This window comes from Paenarthrobacter sp. NEAU-H11, assembly GCF_050573415.1.
Lineage (GTDB): Bacteria > Actinomycetota > Actinomycetes > Actinomycetales > Micrococcaceae > Arthrobacter.
On sequence record NZ_JBNZGA010000001.1, the window covers coordinates 43,611 to 64,356 of the forward strand.

At 66.8% G+C, this 20,746-nt stretch carries 19 protein-coding genes and 2 tRNA genes; 4 read left to right on the forward strand and 17 right to left on the reverse strand.

The features are described from left to right. Positions 1–20: 20 nt before the first annotated feature. Positions 21–971, reverse strand: a complete 951-nt coding sequence (gene thiL / locus ACQ3DC_RS00215) for a thiamine-phosphate kinase (RefSeq protein ID WP_430751441.1) — start codon at positions 969–971, stop codon at positions 21–23. Between the two features lie 229 nt (positions 972–1,200). Between thiL and ACQ3DC_RS00220 the strand changes: the two genes are divergently transcribed. Then, positions 1,201–1,704, forward strand: a complete 504-nt coding sequence (locus ACQ3DC_RS00220) for a DUF3515 domain-containing protein (RefSeq protein ID WP_157241895.1) — start codon at positions 1,201–1,203, stop codon at positions 1,702–1,704. A 17-nt stretch (positions 1,705–1,721) separates the two neighbouring features. Here the strand turns inward: ACQ3DC_RS00220 and ACQ3DC_RS00225 are convergent, their stop codons facing one another. From ACQ3DC_RS00225 to leuC, 6 genes are all read right to left on the reverse strand, one after another. Next, the gene (locus tag ACQ3DC_RS00225) at positions 1,722–2,870 is read right to left on the reverse strand and encodes a D-alanine--D-alanine ligase family protein (protein ID WP_321213810.1); all 1,149 of its coding nucleotides are present in this window, start codon (positions 2,868–2,870) and stop codon (positions 1,722–1,724) included. A gap of 2 nt (positions 2,871–2,872) precedes the next feature. Beyond that, complete coding sequence (locus ACQ3DC_RS00230; protein WP_323056515.1) at positions 2,873–3,925, reverse strand: NAD(P)H-dependent glycerol-3-phosphate dehydrogenase; 1,053 nt, start codon at positions 3,923–3,925, stop codon at positions 2,873–2,875. Then, positions 3,922–4,695 carry a lysophospholipid acyltransferase family protein gene (locus ACQ3DC_RS00235; RefSeq protein ID WP_321213812.1) on the reverse strand — a complete coding sequence of 258 codons (774 nt, stop codon included), beginning with the start codon at positions 4,693–4,695 and terminating at the stop codon, positions 3,922–3,924. The genes ACQ3DC_RS00230 and ACQ3DC_RS00235 overlap by 4 nt, the downstream gene beginning before the upstream one ends. Positions 4,696–4,704: 9 nt before the next feature. Next, complete coding sequence (gene murA, locus ACQ3DC_RS00240; RefSeq protein WP_157241893.1) at positions 4,705–6,030, reverse strand: UDP-N-acetylglucosamine 1-carboxyvinyltransferase; 1,326 nt, start codon at positions 6,028–6,030, stop codon at positions 4,705–4,707. A 140-nt stretch (positions 6,031–6,170) separates the two neighbouring features. After that, a complete protein-coding gene (gene leuD, locus ACQ3DC_RS00245; RefSeq protein ID WP_157241892.1) occupies positions 6,171–6,782 on the reverse strand; it encodes a 3-isopropylmalate dehydratase small subunit in 612 nt (203 codons plus the stop codon). Positions 6,783–6,790: 8 nt separating this feature from the next. After that, positions 6,791–8,245, reverse strand: a complete 1,455-nt coding sequence (leuC, locus tag ACQ3DC_RS00250; protein WP_157241891.1) for a 3-isopropylmalate dehydratase large subunit — start codon at positions 8,243–8,245, stop codon at positions 6,791–6,793. 113 nt (positions 8,246–8,358) lie between these two features. On the opposite strand from leuC, the gene ACQ3DC_RS00255 reads away from it, so the two are divergent. Further along, the gene (locus ACQ3DC_RS00255; RefSeq protein ID WP_009356552.1) at positions 8,359–9,078 is read left to right on the forward strand and encodes an IclR family transcriptional regulator; all 720 of its coding nucleotides are present in this window, start codon (positions 8,359–8,361) and stop codon (positions 9,076–9,078) included. A 55-nt stretch (positions 9,079–9,133) separates the two neighbouring features. After that, positions 9,134–9,685: a DUF1697 domain-containing protein gene (locus tag ACQ3DC_RS00260; protein WP_157241890.1), complete on the forward strand. Its 552-nt coding sequence runs from the start codon at positions 9,134–9,136 to the stop codon at positions 9,683–9,685. A gap of 24 nt (positions 9,686–9,709) precedes the next feature. Here ACQ3DC_RS00260 and ACQ3DC_RS00265 read toward each other — a convergent pair whose 3' ends face one another. The 4 genes from ACQ3DC_RS00265 to ACQ3DC_RS00280 all read right to left on the reverse strand — a co-directional run bounded on the left by ACQ3DC_RS00265 (position 9,710) and on the right by ACQ3DC_RS00280 (position 13,559). Then, on the reverse strand, positions 9,710–11,326 hold the full coding sequence (locus ACQ3DC_RS00265; RefSeq protein WP_430751293.1) for a GTPase: 1,617 nt from the start codon (positions 11,324–11,326) through the stop codon (positions 9,710–9,712). After that, entirely contained in the window at positions 11,323–13,116 is a 1,794-nt protein-coding gene (locus ACQ3DC_RS00270) for a dynamin family protein (RefSeq protein WP_430751294.1), read from the reverse strand. The genes ACQ3DC_RS00265 and ACQ3DC_RS00270 overlap by 4 nt, the downstream gene beginning before the upstream one ends. 158 nt (positions 13,117–13,274) lie before the next feature. Further along, positions 13,275–13,350 (reverse strand) — tRNA-Glu (locus ACQ3DC_RS00275). Between the two features lie 137 nt (positions 13,351–13,487). Next, a tRNA-Gln gene (locus ACQ3DC_RS00280) sits at positions 13,488–13,559 on the reverse strand. A 160-nt stretch (positions 13,560–13,719) separates the two neighbouring features. Here ACQ3DC_RS00280 and ACQ3DC_RS00285 point away from each other — a divergent pair. Further along, a complete protein-coding gene (locus tag ACQ3DC_RS00285) occupies positions 13,720–14,373 on the forward strand; it encodes a hypothetical protein (protein WP_430751295.1) in 654 nt (217 codons plus the stop codon). On the opposite strand, the gene ACQ3DC_RS00290 is transcribed toward ACQ3DC_RS00285, so the two are convergent. The 6 genes from ACQ3DC_RS00290 to ACQ3DC_RS00315 form a co-directional block, all read right to left on the reverse strand. After that, positions 14,370–15,107, reverse strand: coding sequence for an HAD family hydrolase (locus tag ACQ3DC_RS00290; protein WP_157241885.1), 738 nt, complete (start codon positions 15,105–15,107; stop codon positions 14,370–14,372). The genes ACQ3DC_RS00285 and ACQ3DC_RS00290 overlap by 4 nt on opposite strands. Further along, positions 15,107–16,621, reverse strand: coding sequence for a glutamate--tRNA ligase (gene gltX, locus ACQ3DC_RS00295; protein ID WP_430751296.1), 1,515 nt, complete (start codon positions 16,619–16,621; stop codon positions 15,107–15,109). Before gltX ends, ACQ3DC_RS00290 begins: the two co-directional genes overlap by 1 nt. Positions 16,622–16,671: 50 nt before the next feature. Continuing rightward, positions 16,672–17,448 (reverse strand): fumarylacetoacetate hydrolase family protein, encoded by a 777-nt coding sequence (locus tag ACQ3DC_RS00300; RefSeq protein ID WP_321213817.1) that lies wholly within the window; start codon positions 17,446–17,448, stop codon positions 16,672–16,674. Positions 17,449–17,489: 41 nt separating this feature from the next. Next, positions 17,490–18,290 (reverse strand): MBL fold metallo-hydrolase, encoded by an 801-nt coding sequence (locus ACQ3DC_RS00305; protein ID WP_430751297.1) that lies wholly within the window; start codon positions 18,288–18,290, stop codon positions 17,490–17,492. A gap of 82 nt (positions 18,291–18,372) precedes the next feature. Next, a complete protein-coding gene (locus tag ACQ3DC_RS00310; RefSeq protein WP_157241881.1) occupies positions 18,373–19,485 on the reverse strand; it encodes a branched-chain amino acid aminotransferase in 1,113 nt (370 codons plus the stop codon). Between the two features lie 104 nt (positions 19,486–19,589). Further along, positions 19,590–20,642, reverse strand: coding sequence for a 3-isopropylmalate dehydrogenase (locus tag ACQ3DC_RS00315; protein ID WP_323056521.1), 1,053 nt, complete (start codon positions 20,640–20,642; stop codon positions 19,590–19,592). Positions 20,643–20,746: the final 104 nt, after the last annotated feature.

Here is a 20,746-nt window from a genome sequence, read left to right on the forward strand (position 1 = left end):
CTTGCGCGTTAGCGGCAACCTTAGTGTGCAAAGTGATCCCATCCCCCGGTGTCCGCGGACCGGCCCGCAATTTTGACGCCCGGGCCTTCATTGATTCCCAGTGCTTGTACTGAGCCTATCGCAGTGAATCCGTGAGGCAGCGGCGAACCAGGAGGGAAGGTGGCAAGCAGTCCGTGGTCCTCCCCGCCGCCGAGGACCCACTCTCCAGGGTCCATGCCCAACAGCTCAGCGGCCGGCCGAAGGGCGTCCGCCAGCCGCTTCAGCGGGCCTGGATTGAGGTCGACGGCGACACGGCTGGCTGTTGCCAGCCTCAGCCCATCGCGCAGCAGCCCGTCTGAGACGTCCAGCATGGCGGTGGCGCCGGCGGCACGCGCGGCGGGCCCTGACGCCAGGGGCGGCCGTGGCCTGCACTGCAGTTCCACCAAGGCGCGTTGACCGTCGCTGAGGGCATCAACAGGCACGTCCGACTCCAACAGTGCAAGGCCTGCGGCAGCATGGCCGGCGGTGCCCGCAAGGGCCAGGACGTCCCCCGGCCTGGCCCCGGACCGGAGGACCGGCGCGCCGGCGTCGAGCGTTCCCAGCACGGCCACCGTGACGGAGATTTCGCGCCCGCGCCCCAGGTCCCCGCCCGCTACCGAGCAGGATGCCGCGCCCAGTTCCCTGATGCCCGCGGTGAGGCCGTCCGCCAGGTCCTCCACCCAGCCCACAGCCGTTTCGGGCGGAAGGGTAAGGCTTACCACCATCGACGTGGCGCGCGCACCCATGGCGTTGATGTCACTCAGGTTCTGCGCCGCAGCTTTCCAGCCGACGTCGAAGCCGGTAGTCCGGTAGCCGTTGGGCCATTGCAGCCTGAAGTCCTGGTCCTGGACCTGGGTGTCGATGCTGATGACGGTCCTGCCGTCAGGAGAAGCCACTATGGCGGCGTCGTCCCCCGGGCCGAGCAACGTAGCGTCGCTGTGCGCGCCGTCCATGGCCAGGCGCGGAAAAATCCGGGCCAGCAGCCCGGCCTCGGAGAGCGCAGAGACGGTCAGGGCGGAGACGGTCTGCGGCTCCCCGACGGCGGCAGCGCCTTCAGGGTGGGGCCGCCCGTGGTGGGTGATGGGATTCTCAGGCACTCCACTACGCTATCGCGGTACTCCGACATTGCCGGCCCACGGTGCCGCGTCAGGGCGGAGCCCACCGCGGCGATAGGCTGGAGACATGCACCGTCCCCAGCTTTCCCTGCCCGCCCGCGTTGCCAGGCTGGCACTGATTGGGAGCCTTGCGGCCGTTTCTTTAACCTCGTGCTCGCCTGCCGTGGATGTTCCGGCGGCCAAGGACGCGGCCAACCCGGCGTGCGCGCCCATGATGGTGGGCCTGCCTGATGCCATCGGCGAGTACGCGCTGCGAAAGACAAACAGCCAGGCCACGGCCGCGTGGGGCGATCCGTCCCTGGTGATCCTGCGCTGCGGCGTGAATGTGCCCGGGCCCACCACGGACCGCTGCGTGACCGTGAACGGGATCGACTGGGTCATCAAGGAAGGGGATCCGGTGTGGACCCTGACAACCTACGGCCGCGAACCGGCAACGGAGATCCTCCTGGACCCTGACAAAATCAGTTCAGCCACTGTCCTTGCCGACCTTGCGGCAGCGGCCGGCAAGGTGCCGGCCGCCAGGAACTGCGTGGGGCAGGAGGATCTCCAGAACCTGCCGCCGAGCCAGTAGGCGGTGGCGGCTGACTCTCAGCGCAGCCCGGTTTTGCGGTTCAGCGCGAGGTAGATCAGTTCGTCGATGAGGTCGGCGTAACCCAGGCCGGAAGCCGCCCACATCTGCGGATACATGCTCTTGGGCGTGAAGCCGGGCATGGTGTTGATCTCGTTGATGATGAGTTCCCCGGCGGGCGTGTAGAAGAAGTCCACCCGGCTCAGGCCCTCGGCCCCCACGGCGTCGAACGCCGCCGCGGCAAGCTCCCGGACCCGGGCTATGGCTTCCTCGGGGATGTCGGCAGGGCAGCTGAGGGAGGCGGCGTCGTCCTCCACATACTTGGCGTTGAAGTCGTAGAACTCGTGGGTTCCGCCCGCCACGGAAATTTCACCGGGCATGGAGGTGCGTGGCGCGTCGGTGCCCCTGCCTTCGAGGACCGCACATTCGATCTCCCGGCCGGTGATGCCGGCCTCGATCACCAGTTTCAGGTCGTGCCGCCGGGCTTCCTCGATGGCTGCATCGAGGAGTTCCAGGGAATCCACCTTGGAGATACCCATGGATGATCCTGCCCGCGCCGGCTTGACGAAGACGGGAAATCCCAGCCGGTCCACCTGCTTGCGCACTGACTCCGGGTCCTTGCGCCACTGCCTGTCCGTCACCGCGACATACGGACCGACCTGCAGCCCGGCAGCCTCGAACACCACCTTCATGAAGTGCTTGTCCATGCCCACGGCCGAGGCCAGGACGCCGGCGCCGACATAGCGGGTATCCGAGAGTTCCAGGAGCCCCTGGATGGTTCCGTCCTCCCCGAACGGGCCGTGGAGAAGCGGGAAAACCACGTCCACCGTGCCGAGCTCCTGGGGTACCTCGTTCGGGGCCGTGACGATCAGCTGGTGCTCGCCCCCGATCTCGGCAAGGGTCACGGTCTGCGGCGAAGGCGCCACCTCAGGGAGGGATGTTCCCGCGAGGGACCACTGGGCCGTATCGGCTGACGCGAGGACCCATTGCCCGGTTTTGGCGATGCCAATGGGAATTACTTCGTACTTGTCCTTGTTGATCGCGCCGAGGACACCGGCCGCTGTCACGCAGCTCACGGCGTGCTCGCTCGAGCGGCCGCCGAAAAGGACCGCCACCCGGGGTTTGGCCCTGCGCGCGGGCTCCCCTGCAGCCAGGTTTTCATGGGACATCGTCAGTATTCGCCTTCAGGTTTCAGTTCCCGGGACAGCAGGACGGGCCCCAGTTGGTCAACGGACAGCTTGCCGGCCAGCACGGCAACGACGGCGGCTGTAATGGGCATCTCCACGCCCAGCTTGCCTGCCAGCTCGTGGACCGCCTGACCCGATTTTATGCCTTCGGCGGTCTGTGTCATCTTCTGGCCCACTTCCTCAAGCGTGAGGCCCTGCCCCAGGAGCCGCCCGGCGGTGTGGTTGCGTGACAGCGGGGAGGAACAGGTGGCCACAAGGTCGCCCAGGCCTGCGAGGCCTGCCATCGTCTTGGCTTCTCCGCCAAGGGCAAGGGCCAGGCGGGACGTTTCCGCGAGTCCGCGGGTGATGACGGACGCCTTGGTGTTGTCCCCCATCTGCCTGCCCTCGCAAATGCCGACGGCCAGGGCAATAACGTTCTTGACGATCCCGCCGATCTCCACGCCCACGACGTCGGCGGTGGTGTACGGCCGGAAGTAGGGGGCCGTGCAGCTCCTGGCGATCCAGCCTGCGGCGGCGGAGTCGGTGCAGGCAACCACAGAGGCAGTGGGTTCTTCGCGGGCGATTTCCATGGCCAGGTTGGGGCCGGACACAATGGCTATGCGCTCGGCGGGCAAGCCCAGTTCCTCGCTGATGACCTCGCTCATCCTGGCGTCCGTACCGAGCTCCAGGCCCTTCATCAGCGAGACAACCATGGCGTCCGGAGCGATCAGGCTTTTCCACTCCCGCAGCTGCGGCCGGAGCGACTGCGCCGGGACCGCGATGACCACAAGGTCAGCGCCCTCCAGGACAGCGGCGACGTCTGTTGACGCGGAGATGCTCTCCGGCAGCGGGATGTCCTTCAGGTACTGCTCGTTGCGGTGGTCCGCATTAATCCGGTCCACCACTTCAGCACGCCTGCCCCACAGCCTGATGCTGCGCGGCTCGCCCGCAGCAGCCGCGGCGTCAGCGAGGATTTTCGCAAAGGTTGTTCCCCAGGAGCCGGCGCCGAGAACAGCAACGGAGCGGGCCGAGCCCGTCTGCCTTCCCCCAGGGGTCACGGAGCTTCCGTTCCGGTACCGGTCTGCTGCTGCCCGCGCTCCACGAACCTGCCGTGCCGGGCCTGCTGCTTCTTGGCCGGATCCCACCGCTCAGCCGGAGGCTCTTCTCCCCTGATTTCGGCCAGAAGTCCAGTGATCGCATCCATGATCGCGTCGGTGGCCCCGGCAAGGGTTGCCTTGTCCAGCGGACGGCCGCTGAAGGCGCTGAGGTCAACGGGCTCGCCCACCACTACGGTCGACTTCTTGCGCGGGAACAGGTGGAACCGCTTGCCGTAACGGGGGAAAACTTCGTGGGCGCCCCAATGGGCAATCGGAACCACCGGAATGCCGCCCTCCAGGGCAAGCCGCGCAGCACCCGTGTGGCCTTTCATGGGCCACAGCGCCGGATCACGCGTCAGGGTGCCTTCGGGGTAGATGATGATGGCCCCGCCTTCGGCAACGATCTCCTGCGCGAGCTGCAGGGAGCGGTTCGCCCCCGCGGACGAACGTTCCACCGGGATCTGCTTTGTTGCCCGCAGGACCCAGCCCAGCACCGGAACCTTGAAGAGCCCTGACTTGGCAAGGAAGTGCGGGGCAATCTTGTGGTTGTAGAGGAGGTGGCCGACGATCAGGGGATCGATCTCGGTGCAGTGGTTGGGCGCGGCGATAAAACCGCCCGCAGGCAGCTTTTCCGTGCCCTCCCACTTCTTGTCCATCATGAGGTTGAACAGGGGGCGGACTATGCCGGCGACCACAGCGAGGGTGGCGCGGCTCTTGGCCGGTTCCTTCACGGCTGCCTGCTACTTCTCTGTGGTGATGTCGAAGTCGGCGCCAAGGCCGGCCAGCTTTTCAGTGAAGCGCTCGTAGCCGCGGTTGATGATGTCGATCCCCGTGACGCGGGAGGTGCCGGTGGCCGCGAGGGCGGCAATCAGGTGGCTGAAGCCGCCGCGCAGGTCCGGAACATCGATGTCGGTGCCCTTGAGCTGGGTGGGTCCGGAGATCACCGCGGAATGCAGGAAGTTGCGCTGGCCAAAACGGCACGGCACGCTGCCCAGGCACTCGCGGTGCACCTGGATGCTGGCGCCCATCCGGATGAGCGCGTCCGTGAAGCCGAAGCGGTTCTCGTAGACCGTCTCGTGGACGATGGAGACGCCTTCGGCCTGGGTCAGGGCCACCACCAGCGGCTGCTGCCAGTCCGTCATGAAGCCGGGGTGCACGTCAGTCTCCAGCACCAGCGGATTGAGCTTCCCGCCGCGGTGGTAGAAACGGATGCCGTCTTCACCGATGTCCATGCCGCCGCCCACCTTGCGGTAGGTGTTCAGGAAGGTCATCATGTCCCGCTGGGAGGCGCCTTCAACGAAGATGTCACCCTTGGTCACCAGTGCCGCAGAAGCCCACGACGCCGATTCGTTGCGGTCCGAAAGCGCCCGGTGGTTGTAGCCGCCGAGGTCGCGGACGCCCTCGATGCGGATGGTGCGGTCAGTCTGGACGCTGATGATGGCGCCCATCTTCTGCAGCACGGCGATGAGGTCGATGATTTCCGGCTCTGTTGCAGCACCGGACAGCTCGGTGATGCCCTCGGCGCGCGTGGCGCTCAGCAGCACCTGCTCGGTGGCGCCCACGGAAGGGTAGGGCAGGGAGATCTTGGCGCCGTGCAGGCCCTTGGGGGCTGAGATGTGGATGCCGCCGGGCCGCTTCTCCACCACGGCACCGAACTGGCGCAGGACGTCCAGGTGGTAGTCAATGGGCCGGTCGCCGATCTTGCAGCCGCCGAGGTCGGGGATGAACGCCTCGCCGATCGCGTGGATCAGCGGCCCGCAAAGCAGGATGGGGATCCGGGAGTCGCCCGCGTGGGCGTCGATGGCGGTGCTGGACGCCGTCTTGGCGGCCTTGGGGTCCAGCGTGAGGTCGCCGGTCACCGGGTCCTTCACCACGGTCACGCCATGGAGCTGCAGGAGGGAGGTGACGACCTCCACGTCCTTGATCTCCGGCACGTTCCGCAACACCGACGGTTCGTTGCCCAGCAACGCTGCCACCATCGCCTTGGGAACAAGGTTCTTTGCTCCCCGGACGCTGACGCGGCCTGTAAGCGGGACTCCGCCGCGGATTGTCAGAACACTACTCATATACCGGTTTCCTTACGATCACTCGCCCCCAAATCCTTGCAAAGGCTCCAACCAAGCATAGGAGGTTGCGTTACCTAACCGAAATACGCGGGCGACGGCGGCAGGGCGTGGCGTGCCGCCGTCGGCCCTGCGCGGCTGCTTCAGCCGTTGGAGGAAAGGCGTGCCGGCAGGGTTTTCGGCTTGAACGAAGGACGGGTCGCCTCGTAGGCCGTGATGTCCGCCTCATGCTGCAGGGTCAGCCCGATGTCGTCCAGGCCCTCGAGCAGGCGCCAGCGCGTGTAGTCGTCAATCTCGAAGGGCGCAACGATGTTTCCGCACACCACGGTCTTGGACACCAGGTCCACAGTGACTTCGGTCCCCGGAGCGTTCTCCAGTTCTTTCCAGATCAGCTCGATGTCATCCTGGGAGAGCTCGGCGGCCAGCAGGCCCTGCTTGCCGGAATTCCCACGGAAGATGTCGGCGAAGCGGGAAGAGAGGACGGCCTTGAAGCCGTAGTCCTTCAGCGCCCAGACGGCGTGCTCGCGGGACGATCCTGTTCCGAAGTCCGGGCCTGCGACCAGGACGGACCCGGCGTTGAACGGCTCCTTGTTCAGGATGAAGGACGGGTCCTTGCGCCACGCCGAGAACAGCGCGTCCTCGAAGCCGGTCCGGGTAATCCGCTTGAGGTAGACGGCGGGGATGATCTGGTCCGTGTCCACGTTGCTCTGCCGCAGCGGGACGCCGATTCCGGTGTGGGTGGTGAACTTTTCCATGGCGTGTCCTAGGCTGCGTCGGTGCGGATGGCGGCGGATTCGGGAGCCGGATCGAGGTCCGACGGCGAACTCAGCGTGCCTCGGATGGCAGTGGCTGCGGCAACCACCGGGGAGACCAGGTGGGTGCGGCCGCCTTTGCCCTGGCGCCCTTCGAAGTTGCGGTTGGAGGTGGACGCGCAGCGCTCCCCCACGTCCAGCTGGTCCGGGTTCATGCCGAGGCACATGGAGCAGCCGGCAAAGCGCCATTCAGCGCCGAAATCCTTGAACACGCGGTCCAGGCCTTCGGCCTCCGCTTCCAGCCGCACGCGTGCCGACCCCGGCACCACGAGCATGCGGATGTTGGGATCCTTCCGGCGCCCGCGGATGATGTCCGCCGCGGCACGCAGGTCCTCCATCCGGGAGTTGGTGCAGGAACCCAGGAACACGGTGTCCACCCGGATGTCCTTCATCGGCGTGCCAGCCTTGAGGCCCATGTACTGCAGTGCCCGCTCGGCCGCTGCCTTGGCGTTCTCGTCACCGAAATCCTCCGGAGACGGGACGGACTCGGACAGGGAGACGCCCTGGCCAGGGTTGGTGCCCCAGGTGACGAACGGCTCCAGGGTGTCGGCGTCCAGGTCCACCTGGGCATCGAAGACGGCGTCGTCGTCGGTCCGCAGGGTGTTCCAGTACTCGACGGCGGCATCCCAGTCCGCGCCTTCCGGCGCGTGCGGGCGGCCCTTCATGTAGTCGTAGGTGGTCTGGTCCGGCGCAACGAGGCCGGCCCTGGCACCCGCTTCGATGGACATGTTGCAGATGGTCATGCGCGCGTCCATGGACAGCGCCCGGATGGCGGAGCCGCGGTATTCCAGGACGTAGCCCTGGCCGCCGCCGGTGCCGATCTTGGCGATCACGGCCAGGATGATGTCCTTCGCCGTCACGCCGGGACGCAGCGTTCCCTCGACATTGATGGCCATCGTCTTGAACGGCTTCAGGGAGAGGGTCTGGGTGGCCATGACGTGCTCCACCTCGGAAGTGCCGATGCCCATGGCCAGCGCACCGAAGGCACCGTGGGTGGAGGTGTGCGAGTCACCGCAGACAACGGTCATGCCCGGCTGGGTGAGGCCCAGCTGCGGGCCCACGACGTGGACGATGCCCTGCTCGGCGTCGCCGAGGCTGTGCAGCCGCACACCGAACTCTGCGCAGTTGTTGCGCAGCGTCTGGATCTGGGTGCGGCTGGTCAGGTCGGCGATAGGCTTGTCGATGTCCAGCGTGGGAGTGTTGTGGTCCTCCGTCGCGATGGTCAGGTCCGGCCGGCGCAGCTTGCGGCCGGCCAGCCGCAGGCCTTCGAATGCCTGCGGAGACGTGACCTCGTGGACCAGGTGGAGGTCGATGAAGAGAAGGTCGGGCTGGGCGTTGGCTCCATCACCATCACCTTTGCGCACCACGTGTGCGTCCCAGACTTTCTCGGCCAATGTCTTTGCCATGGCCATCTCCCTTCACTGCTGTTTGGCTGATGAGATCAACTGAATCAGGACGGCTCCGCACTGCGCCAGCCGAAAGATTTGCATCTCAGATATTGAGACGGCAATATCATTACATGGACAATTCTAGTGGAGTCGGTGTCATTGATAAAGCGGCCCAGGTGCTTGATGCACTGGAAGCCGGCCCCACCACCCTCGCGCAGCTCGTGGCGGCCACCGGCCTGGCCCGCCCCACTGTGCACCGGCTTGCCCTCGCCCTGGTGCACCACCGGCTGGTAAGCCGTGATATCCAAGGCCGGTTCGTCCTGGGGAGCCGGCTGGTTGAACTGGCCTCCGCCGCGGGCGAGGACCGCTTGATCGCCTCCGCCGGGCCCGTCCTGATGCAGCTGCGCGACGCCACCGGCGAAAGCGCCCAGATTTTCCGCCGCCAGGGTGACTGGCGGGTATGCGTGGCGTCGGCCGAACGGCCCATCGGCCTTCGTGACACCATTCCCGTAGGCACGCAGCTGTCCATGAAGGCAGGATCAGCCGCCCAGGTGCTGCTCGCCTGGGAGGACCACGACCGCCTGCTCGAGGGGCTGCAGTCAGCCCGCTTTACGCCTACCGTCCTGGCTGGTGTACGACGGCGGGGCTGGGGCCAGAGCCTCGGCGAACGCGAGCCCGGGGTGGCCTCAGTTTCGGCGCCGGTGCGCGGGCCGTCCGGCCGGGTGATCGCGGCAGTTTCCATTTCCGGACCCATCGAGCGGCTCACCCGCCAGCCCGGCAGGCTGCATGCGGAAGTGGTCTGCAATGCCGGCCGCATCCTCACCGAGGCCCTGCGGAAGAACAACGACTGACGCGCTGACACCAACCGGCGGCCCGTACCGGCGCCGTCGGGCTAGGATTTTCGGCATGGGCAGCTACGCAGTGTTTCTTCGCGGCATCAACGTGGGCGGCATCAACATCAAGATGGCTGATCTGCGGGAGGCGCTCAAGGCCGCAGGCTTTGCTGACGCCCGCACCCTGCTTGCCAGCGGAAATGTGGTCCTGGCCAGCCCCCTGGACGCGGACGCCGTCAAACGCGAATGCGAAAAATGCCTGCGGGACACGTTCGGCTATGACGCCTGGGTGGTGGTCCTCGAGTCAGCCCGGCTGTCGGACCTCGTGGCCGCCTGCCCCTACCCCGAGGACGACAAAACCACCCACAGCTACATCACGCTCTCCTCGGACACGGGGGTCCTCGATGAACTCGATGCGGCAGGGGCGGCGCTGGAGGGAAACGAACAGGAGAGGCTGGGTCCGGAGGCCCTCGCCTGGCTGGCACCGGCCGGCGGAACGCTGGACAGCCCCTTCAGCAAGATTTCCGCGAAAGCCAAATTCAAAGCCGCGACCACTACGCGCAACCTGCGCACCCTGCTCAAGGTAAGGGACGCCGCCGCCGAACTCGCGGCGAGCGGGGCTTAGCTCGCCTGCCCGGCCGCGCAGGCCCTATCCGGCCGCAGCCGTCCGGAGCGCGGAGTTAAAGCCGGCCAGCCGGCTGACCTCCACCTCCACGGGTTCCACGACGAGTTCCTGCGCCACCGCGGCCACTGCGGCATTCAACCGCTTCCGTGCCCTCGCCGCCCGTGCATTGGCCGCGGCGGCTGCAATAATGCGGCCCGTGATGGCAAGGAAGATCCCCAAGGCCACCCCAAAAGCGATCATCAGCGTGGGCACAGGCCATCCTTCGACCCGGGGCACCTCCGGCACGGGCATCTGGAAGTATCCCAGTGCCGCCAGGACACCTAGCCAGCCCAAGCCACCCAGCACAGTCAGCAGGGCCAGCCACTGCACCACGTTAAAGACTCCCCACCACCAGGATTTACGGTTCGCGGCGAGGTCCGTTCCGGCGATGGCCTGGTCCAGGGCATCAGGCAACCGCTCCCTGCCTTCCCGGGCGGCCCCCCGGATGGCTGCACGCCAGGGGCCGGGGGCACCGGCACTGGCGGCGTCGGCGAACTCCCGCACCGCTGCGTCCGTGCGCGCCCGTTCCGGCGCCCCTGCCGGCGGCAGCGACGTCCGGTTCAACTCCGACGGCGCCGCGCTGCGCAGGTTGAGCCGGCGCAGCGGATCCGCACGGAACCTGGACAACCACCGGGTCACCGGCCACCCCGTGCGCTTCACTGACTCCAGCCGGTAGGACTGCGCCACCGCCTGCACCACCACCGGCACGTTCGCTGCGATGGCCAGCTCATCAGCCAGGCGTGTCCTGGCTGCAGGCCGGACACCGGCAGCAGTCCCCTCGCCCGACACGGCACCAAGGTCGGCCGACGCCTTTGAGATATCCGCTGCAAGCCGCTGGGCCTGGGCTTTCCGCTTGACCGCAACACCACGGATGGCCGCACGGACCTGGTCCACCCCGGCCCCCGTCAAGGCGGAGGCCGCAAGCACCTGGACCTTGCCAAGTCCGTCCCGGGCAAGGATGGAGCGCAGGGATTCCAGGACGGGCTGCACATCGCGCTCCGGCAGCCTGTCCACCTGGTTGAGGACCACCAGGGTCACGGCTCCGTGGGAGGCCAGGCGGGACAGGAAGTCGTTGTGCACGGCAGCGTCCGCGTACTTCTGGGGGTCAAGGACCCACACCAGCACGTCCACCAGCCCCACCATCCGCTGCACCACTTCGCGGTTGGACGCCTTGGTGGAGTCAAAGTCCGGCAGGTCCAGCAGGATCAGGCCAGTGCCTTCGTCCGCGAACCCATCGACGGCGGCGGCGTGATGGCGGTTGCGGACTTCGAGCCAGTCGAGCAGCGGCTCGCTGCCTTCCGCCCCCCACACCCCTGCCAAAGGTTCCGATGTGGTGGGACGGCGGGCTGCCGCCGTCGCAATTTCCGCGCCGCTGACCGCGTTGAAGAGGGAGGACTTTCCGCTTCCTGTGGCGCCAAAGAAGCCCACCACGGTGTGGTCGGCGGAGAGGGAGCGCCGTGAACTTGCGCGTTCCAGGACGCTAAAGACCTCCTGCAGGGACTCATCCGGAAGGACTCCTTCGCCAAGTTCCCGCGCATCGTTGAGGGCTGAGAGCCGCCGGTCAAGCCGGGACGACTCGCGGGTATCGCTGTGGCGGCTCATGCCTTGTCCGCCAGCCGGAGCAGTGATGCGGCGTGGGCGGCGAGGGCTTCGGGCGCGCTTCCGTCGTATTCCGGCAGCCGGGCGAGGAACCTGCGTCTCTCCTCCTGCAGCAGCCGCTGGCAGCGGGCGTGCAGGTCCTTGCGCGCTTGTTCGGCCATCCGCCTGACGGCGTCCTCGCCGAAAACCGCTTCGAGCAGCCGCTGGCCCACGACGGCGGTGCCTCCTGCTACGCCCACCTCCAGTCCGGTGAGTCCCGCCGTCATCGAAAACACCACGATCATCAGCGCGGCGCCCAGCCCGTTGATGCCGAAGGACAGCCAGCGCGCCTGGGTCCGCTTGCCCTGGCCCTCGGTGCGGATCAGTTCCATCAGTGCTTCCTGCCACGCCCGGATCTCGGCGGCCGCGCGGTCCTCGAAGCCCGGCATCGTGCCGGAGAGATCATCAGTCCCCAGCAGCTGCCGGCCGGCGGGGTCGTTGCGCCAGCGCTGGTCCGTGTCCTCGGCGGCGTTGGCTGCTTCGTCAACAATGACAGCCTGCAGGCCAGTCTCGATGGCTGCTTCCACCCTTACCGCGGGCGCCGGTTCACCCCGGAAGAAGGCACCCACCCTGTCACGGAAGCGGCCCACATTCTGTTCGAGGGCCCGGAAAAATTCTCCCGTGCCCACGAAGTCCTGCCAGCGGGCCAGCACTTCGCCCCTCAGGAGCGCGCCATCCCTTGTCGCGTCCAGGATGCGGTCCGCAGCGGCCTCATAGGCGGAGACGGCGGCGCCCTCCAGGTTCGCGGCCGCATGCTGCTGCTCCCGTGCTGCCTGCGCAACGGCAGAGACACGCTCCGCCATCGCCCTGACGTTTCCGTTCAGCGTGCGGCGGGCAATGTCGGACCGGCCGGCGGCGTCAGCGGCCAGCCCTGTCAGCCAGGTCCGCAGCGGCTGGACCGCCCCGGCGGGGAGCATGCCCATGGGATCCAGGCTGGTTTCAGGTATCACGAACATCTGCGCCGCCCCCAGGCCTTCGCGGTCCAGGAGGCCGCGCAGGTCCTCGCTGACTTCTGCCTCCGCCGCCGGAGGGACCCTGTCCAGGACCACCCCCACCATGATGTCCCGCGAGGCTGCATTCAGGAGCAGTTTCCATGGAACGGCGTCGGCATAACGGTTGGCGGTGGTGACGAAGACCCACAGGTCGGCGGCGGCCAGCAGCTGGGCTGCCAGCTTGCGGTTGTCATCCGAGATGGAATCCACATCGGGGGCGTCGAGGACAGCGATTCCTGCGGGCACCCCGGGGTCCGCCACGAGGACGAGGGATGACATTGCAGCGGCGTCCGGAACCGCTCCTGCCCGGTTGGCGGGCACGGGACTGCTGACGATGGAACCGCGGATCCTGTTCAAGCTCGGCAGCACGCGCTGGCCCTCGAACCAGGCCGCCTCCGACGGGTGGTGCAGGAGGATGGGCTGGCGGGTAGTGGGGCGGATGGCGCCTGCACGGGTTACCGGGTGGCCTACGATCCCGTTCACGAGTGTCGACTTGCCGGCTCCGGTTGAACCTCCGACGACGGCCAGGAGCGGAGCGTCAAGGCTGCGGTACCGCGGGAGGATGTAGTCATCGAGCTGGGCCACGGCGCTGGCGGCCTCGCGGCGCGCCAGCTCAGCATCCGGCAGGGCAAGGGGCAGCTCCGCCGCCGCAAGATCATTGCGCACCTCTTCGAGCAGCGTTAAGGCCGCAGAGGCCGCAGCACTGCCGGAAGGTTTGCGCTGCGGATCCTGCGGGGCGTCTTGCTCGTTCCGGGAGGTCACAGCATCATCATGCCAGTTCACATCGACAGCAGCCGCAGTTCCGGCGAGTCACGCGACGACGCTTACGGCAATCGGCGGCGCCGTCGCGGCGTATTGCGCACTACCCGGGGCCATGGCAAAACAAAATGGCCCCGGGCGTTTGCCCGGGACCATTTCGGTGGTGACCCCAGCGGGATTCGAACCCGCGTTACCGCCGTGAGAGGGCGGCGTACTAGGCCGCTATACGATGGGGCCGTGTACATTTCCGTACTTTTGCCAGCGTTTCCGCTGATCAAGCTCAGTGATTCTTTCACACACTTTGCTTTGGTTTCAAATCGGCGGACCGGCTGAAACCGTCTGTTTCGAGCTTGGAACTGCTGCTCAAACCAGAGCTGGGATACCAGGACTCGAACCTAGAATGACGGTACCAGAAACCGTAGTGTTGCCAATTACACCATATCCCAATGATACTTTCGGGCCGGATTTCAGGGGCTTTACCCTGCTCCGTGCGCCTCAGCACGAGAAATTACTTTACCTGAGACTCTTGGCTCGCACAAATCGGCGCGGGTGATGCTGGCCACGACATCCTTGCATAGTGAATGGACGGACGGAAGGGGCGACGCAATGGCTTGGAGGGCGCGGACAGTCATCGGTTTGCTCGGTGCGGCCGGGGTCGCGGCGTGGGCTCGGGCCTGGCGCCCCCGGCACTTGACGTGGGGCGCAACCCCTGATGAGGTGGCCCGGGCGTTGCCGGGTGATGACCTGGTGCGGTCTCCGACTTTCAACGCCACCCGTGCCATCTCAGTCGGAGCTGCACCCGAACGGATCTGGCCCTGGCTTGTCCAGGTCGGGGTGCGGCGGGCCGGGTGGTACAGCTATGACCTGCTGGACAACCTCGGACGTCCCAGCGCCAGGCAGATCCGCCCCGAATGGCAGGCCCTGGAACCGGGCGACACACTGCCGATGAGTCCGGACGGCAAGCACGGTATCAACGTCTACTCAATGGACTACCCGCGCTCCATGGTCTGGGGAACCCCGGGTGACACCACATGGGTTTGGCAGCTTGACCCGCAACCGGACGGAACCACCCGGCTCCTCACCCGGATCCGCTCCCGCATCCGGTGGTCGCCGGCATCCATTGCGTTCTCGGCACTGCTGGAAGTTGCCGACTTCTGGATGATCCGCAAAATGCTGGCCGGCCTGCGTGAACGGGCCGAGCAGAGCGGAACTTCCCCGGGCGGGGAGGACGGCCGGACCCCTGCCCGGAGCGCTTCCTAGCCGACCAGCTCTGCCAGCGAGGACACGGCGTTGCCTTCAAACTCCGCCACCGGCTCCCCCACCCTGTTGAGCCAAACGCCGACCAGCCCCGCCGCCGTCGAGCCCTCCGCGTCCAGGAGCCGGTTGTCGCCCACATAGAGCGTGTCGGCCGGTGCGGTACCCAGCAGCCGGACACCTTCCAGGTAGATGGCCGGATCGGGCTTCGCCACGCCCAGCGTGTCCGTCCCCACCAGCCGCCGGACGCGTTCCAGTCCGGCTCCGTCCAGCTTGGCGCGCTGGTAATCATGCACGTTGTTGCTGACCGCCCCGTAAGGGATGCCTGCCTGGTCCAGGACGTCCAGCAGCGGCATGACATCCGGAAAGGGCTTTACGTAGGCGGGCTGCTTTTCAATGTAGGCCGCCAGCCACTGGTGGGACTGCTCGCCCTCGTCCAACTCGACGCCGAAGTGGCCCAGGGCGGCACGGCCGCGCAGCAGCCGCTGCTCGTTGAACGTGAGTTCACCGGCCAGGTAGCGGTCGTAATAGTGGGTGGTTTCGTGCGTAAAGATACGGCCGAACCTCTCCCACCCGGCCTGGTCCAGTCCGGGCAGGAGGTGTTCGCTGACTTCCCGCAGCGCGGTTGTCATCGAGAACTCGAGGTCCACCAGTGTGTCGTCGATGTCGAACAGGATCCCCCGCACCGCCCCGAAGGGCGTGTCCAGGAAACTGGTGGAGGCAGCGGTGGGAGCTGACATCAGCCGCGGAAGGCCCGGAGCCTGCGGAGTGAGGATTCCCGGCCGAGGATCACCATGGACTCGAAGAGCGGCGGCGAGATGCGGCGGCCGGAAACAGCCGTACGCACCGGTCCGAAGGCGAGCCGGGGCTTGATGCCCAGCTCCTCAACCAGGGTCCGTTTCAGGGCAGCCTGGATTTCTTCCGCCGTCCACTCCTGCACGCCGTCCAGGGCGGCGATTGCCGCATCGAGGACCTCCCCAAGGTTCTCCGGAAGTCCCTTCCGGGCGTCGTCCGCTACATCGATGGCGTCGTCATCCTTGAACAGGAATCCGAGCATGTCGGGCGCCTCGCCCAGGAGCGTGATGCGCTCCTGGATCAGCGGCGCGGCCTCGGTGAGGATTTCCTCCTGCCGCGCCGTGAGCTGCTCCCCCACGTAGCCCGCGGTGCGCAGGTACGGCACCAGCCGCTCCCGGAAGTCCCCCGGCGCGAGCATCCGGATGTGGGTCCCGTTGATGGCTTCGGCCTTCTTGATGTCAAAGCGCGCAGGGTTGGCCAGAACGTCGTGGACATCGAAGTTTTCGATCAGCTGGTCCACGGTGAAGATGTCCTCGTCCGCGGACAGGCTCCAGCCCAGCAGGGACAGGTAATTCAGGAGGCCCTCGGGAATGAAGCCGCGGTCGCGCAGCAGGAAGAGGTTGGACTGCGGATCACGCTTGGACAGCTTCTTGTTGCCTTCGCCCATCACGTAGGGCAGGTGGCCGAACTCCGGCATGTAGCTGGCAACACCGATTTCCATCAGGGCGCGGATGAGGACAACCTGGCGCGGTGTGGAGGACAGCAGGTCCTCGCCGCGCAGTACGTGGGTAATGCCCATGAGGGCGTCGTCCACGGGGTTTACCAGGGTGTACAGGGGGGACCCGTCCGCACGCACGATGACGTAATCCGGGATACTGCCGGCTTTGAAGGTGATCTCGCCGCGGACCAGGTCGGTGAACGTGACGTCTTCATCGGGCATCCGGACCCGGAGTACCGGCTGCCGGCCTTCGGACCTGAAGGCAGCCACCTGATCTTCGGTCAGCTCGCGGTCAAAGTTGTCGTAGCCGAGCTTGGGGTCGCGGCCGGCCGCGCGGTGGCGCGCCTCGACCTCCTCGGGGGACGAGTAGCACTCATAGGCGTAGCCGGCCTCGATCAGCTTGGCCACGACGTCCTTGTAAAGGTCCAGCCGCTGCGACTGCCGGTACGGTTCGTGGGGCCCGCCCACTTCCACGCCCTCTTCCCAGGTGATGCCGAGCCACTTCAATGCTTCCAGCAGCTGCTGGTAGCTCTCCTCCGAGTCGCGTGCAGCGTCCGTGTCCTCGATGCGGAAGACGAAGGTGCCCTTGGTGTGCTTGGCATGGGCCCAGTTGAACAGTGCCGTGCGGATCAGCCCCACGTGCGGGGTGCCCGTGGGTGACGGGCAGAACCGGACCCGTACGGGAGTGTCGGCAGAAACGGAGGGCAAGGAGGCAGCAGTCGACGCGGAAGCAGTAGTCATAGTGGCTCCAACTTTACCGTCTGCCGCCAGGGGTGAAGGCGGGCCTGGCGTCAGCGGCGCACGATGGGGTTGGACAGGCGGCCGATGCCCTCAATCTCCACTTCGAAGCGGTCCCCCGCGTTGACGAGTCCCACGCCGGCCGGAGTCCCCGTCATGATGACGTCGCCGGGCAGGAGGGTGAAAGCCTGGGACACAATGGAGACCAGTTCGCGCACTCCCCTGACCATCTGGCTGGTGCTGCCGTCCTGCCGCAGCTCCCCGTTCAGCCTGCCCTGGATCTGCAGGTCCTCGGTATCCAGCTCTGTCTCGATCCACGGGCCCAGCGGCGCGGAGGTGTCAAAGCCCTTGGCCCGGGTCCACTGCAGGTCGGTTTTCTGGACGTCCCGGGCAGTGAGGTCGTTGCCGCACGTGTAGCCGAAGATGACGTCGTCCACGCGGTCCTCAGGGACGTCCTTGCAGATCCTACCGATGACCACGCAGAGCTCAGCTTCGAAGGAGACTTCCTCGGAGAACTCCGGCAGCACTACAGGATCGTTGGGGCCCACGACGGCGGTGTTGGGCTTCAGGAACAGGAGGGGCTGGGCCGGGACTTCGTTGCCGAGTTCATGCGCGTGCTCCACGAAGTTTCGTCCCACGCCGATGACCTTGCTGCGGGGAATGATCGGGGCCAGCAGCCGGACGTCCTCCAGCTTGTGGCGGACGGAGGTGCGCTCCACCCCGTTGAAGAACGGGTCTCCGTGGATGACAGTGATTTCCTCACTGCCCGTGTCACCTTCGACAACGCCGTAGAGGGGATCAGAATCAACGACAAACCTGGCAATACGCATGGCTCCTACCCTACCGTCTCGCCACCCCGCGCCTGCCAGTGCTACGTCTGGGCCGCAGTGCCCCGGAGGTAGTGGAGCTGCGCCGCCACGGACGTTTCAGCGGCCCGCCGCACGGAAGGGTCGACGTCGGAATACACCGCGCCGGCGACGTCACGGGCGGTTGCGTCCCGGCCCAGGGTGTCCAGCGCAGCGCGGACCTGTTCCAGCCGCTCGAGGCGGTGGCTGCGGTAGGCGCGCGCAATTTCCGCCAGCGACGGAAGAACGGGACCATGGGCGGGAAGCACTGTGGCGGGGCCAATCGCTTCCAGCCGGTCGAGGGAGGCAAGGTAGTCCGCGAGGGTTCCGTCAGGGTAGTCGAGCATTGTGGTGCCGCGGCCCAGGATGGTGTCCCCGGTCAGGACCGAGCCGTGGGCACCGTCGCCGGGGAGGTGGAAGCACACGGAATCGGAAGTGTGGCCGGGAGTGGCCACCACCCGGATGTCCACGCCCGCGGCGGAAAGAACTTCGCCATCCTGCAAAGGAGTGCCGCTCCCGTGGCAGTGGACGGCGTCGGCGGCACGCACGGGGGCGCCGGTCAAGCCATGGAGCCGGGCGGAACCTGCTGTGTGGTCCGCGTGGCGGTGGGTGATGAGGATGAGGTCCACGGGGCCTGCCGCTGCCAGGGCCTCCAGGTGGGCCTCGTCGAACGGACCGGGATCCACCACCACGGCGCCGGGGTTACCGGGTGCGTGCAGGACGTAGGAGTTGGTCCCCGCCAGGCTCATGGGTCCTGGATTGGGCGCCAGGAGACACCGGGTCAGGGCCGAGCTGCGCTGCAGGACGGGGCCGGAAGCTGAAGTCACCACACCATCCTTGCAGACGCGAAAGGCGCCTGCCGGAGCAAAGTCCGGCAGGCGCCGTCGTACGCGTCTGGAAAGTGGGCGCCTAGGCCAGGCGGGTCAGCCAGCCGTGGGTGTCCGGGACAGTTCCGGTCTGGATGCCGAGCAGCTGCTCGCGGATGGCCATGGTGGTCTCCCCCGCCTTGGCGTCCTCGGAGCCGATGAACTCGGTGGCGTCCTTGAGGACTCCGATCGGGGTGATGACGGCTGCGGTACCGCAGGCGAAGACCTCGGCAATCTCGCCGGAAGCAACGCCGTCGCGCCATTCGTCAAGGGTGATCTTGCGCTCGGTGACCTGGCGGCCCATGTCCTTGGCCACCTGGATGACGGACATCCTGGTGATGCCTTCCAGGATGGTGCCGGTCAGCGCGGGGGTGACCAGCGAGCCGTCCTTCATCACGAAGAAGACGTTCATGCCGCCCAGTTCCTCGACTGCATTGTCGTTGAAATGGTCGAGGAAGAGGACCTGCTTGCAGCCGTTGGCTTCTGCTTCCTGCTGGGCAATCAGCGACGCGGCGTAGTTGCCGCCGCATTTGGCATCGCCCGTTCCGCCGCGGCCGGCACGGGCGTATTCACGGGAGATCCAGATGGATACGGGCTTCAGCTCACCGCCGAAATAGTTGCCGGCCGGTGAGGCGATCACCCGGAAGGAAACTTCGCGTGCGGCGCGCACACCCAGGAAGGCCTCGGTGGCGATCATGAACGGCCGCAGGTAGAGGGCCTCGCCGTCGCCGCCGGGAACCCAGTCCCTGTCCACGTTCACCAGGGCTCGGATCGCTCCGAGGAAGTATTCAGCCGGCAGCTCGGGAAGGGCAAGCCTGCGGGCTGACTTGTTCAGGCGGGCCGCGTTTGCTTCGGGACGGAAGGACCAGATGGAGCCGTCGGCATGGCGGTAGGCCTTGAGGCCTTCGAAAATCTCCTGGCCGTAGTGCAGCACGGCGGCAGAGGGATCCAGGACGATGGGACCGTACGGTTCAATCCTGGCGTTGTGCCAGCCGCCGTGGCCGTTCTCGTCCACGCTGTAGTCCACCACGGCGGTGTGGTCGGTGAAGTGGTTGCCGAATCCCGGGTTGGCCAGGATGGCTGCACGCTCTTCAGCAGACTTCGGGTTGGCCGAAAGCTGCTGGCTGAATTCGACGCCATGGGCGGTCTGGGTCATGGTTCCTCCACGATCGGCCGCCCCGTGTTCAGCACTGAACGGCGCGGCGGCATTTGGTGATTCGAGACAAGCTTACGCCCGATGCCGGAGCCCCTGGCGCGGTGTCAGAGCCCGGCGGCGATGGCGTCGCCCACGGCACTCGTGGTGCGTGAACCGCCGTCGCGCTTCTCGACGTCGGCAACCACTGCCGCTTCGATCCTGCGGGCCGCTGCGGCGTAGCCGAGGTGGTCCAGCAGGAGCGCAGCGGAGAGGATGGCAGCCGTTGGGTCTGCCTTGCCCTGGCCCGCAATGTCCGGGGCGGACCCGTGCACGGGTTCGAACATGGAGGGGGCCGTGCGGTCCATGTTGATGTTGCCGGATGCCGCCAACCCGATGCCGCCGGTGATCGCGGCGGCCAGGTCGGTGAGGATGTCGCCGAAAAGGTTGTCAGTGACTATCACGTCGAAGCGGGACGGGTCGGTGACCATGAAGATGGTGGCGGCGTCCACGTGGAGGTAGTCGTGGGTGACCTCCGGGAACTCCTGCGCCACCGCCTCAACGGTGCGCTTCCACAGGTGCCCCGCGTAAACCAGGACATTGTGCTTGTGGACCAGGGTGAGGTGCTTGCGCTCCCTGGCGCTGGCCCGGCGGAACGCGTCCCGGACTACCCGTTCCACGCCGTGGGCAGTGTTCAGTGAAACCTCGGTGGCCACCTCGTGGGGCGTGCCCGCACGCAGGGTGCCGCCGTTGCCCACGTAGGGCCCCTCGGTGCCCTCGCGGACCACGATGAAGTCAATGGTGCCCGGGTTGGCGAGCGGGCTTCCCACCGTTCCATAGAGCCGGGACGGCCGCAGGTTGACGTAGTGGTCCAGGCTGAAGCGGAGCTTGAGCAGCATCTCGCGTTCAATAAGTCCCGACGGGATACGCGTGTCTCCCGGGGCGGCGCCCACCGCGCCGAACAGGATGGCATCCCGGGTCCGGAGGTCCGCCAGGACCTCGTCCGGCAGGGTCTCCCCGGTGGCCAGCCAGTGCTCTGCACCGAGCTTGTAGTGGGTCTGCTTGAGCTCCACGCCCTCCGCTGCCACGGCCTTTTCGAGGACCTTAATGGCCTCGGCAATCACCTCGGGGCCAATGCCGTCGCCGGGAATAACTGCAAGATCAATGGAGGATGCGCTCATGGATTCAGGTTAGCCAAAACATCCATATGCTGGTCAAGCCGTCTCAATATTCGAGAAGATGCCGAGGGCCGCCGCAGCGCCGGGCGGCAGGAGGCGCTGGGCGG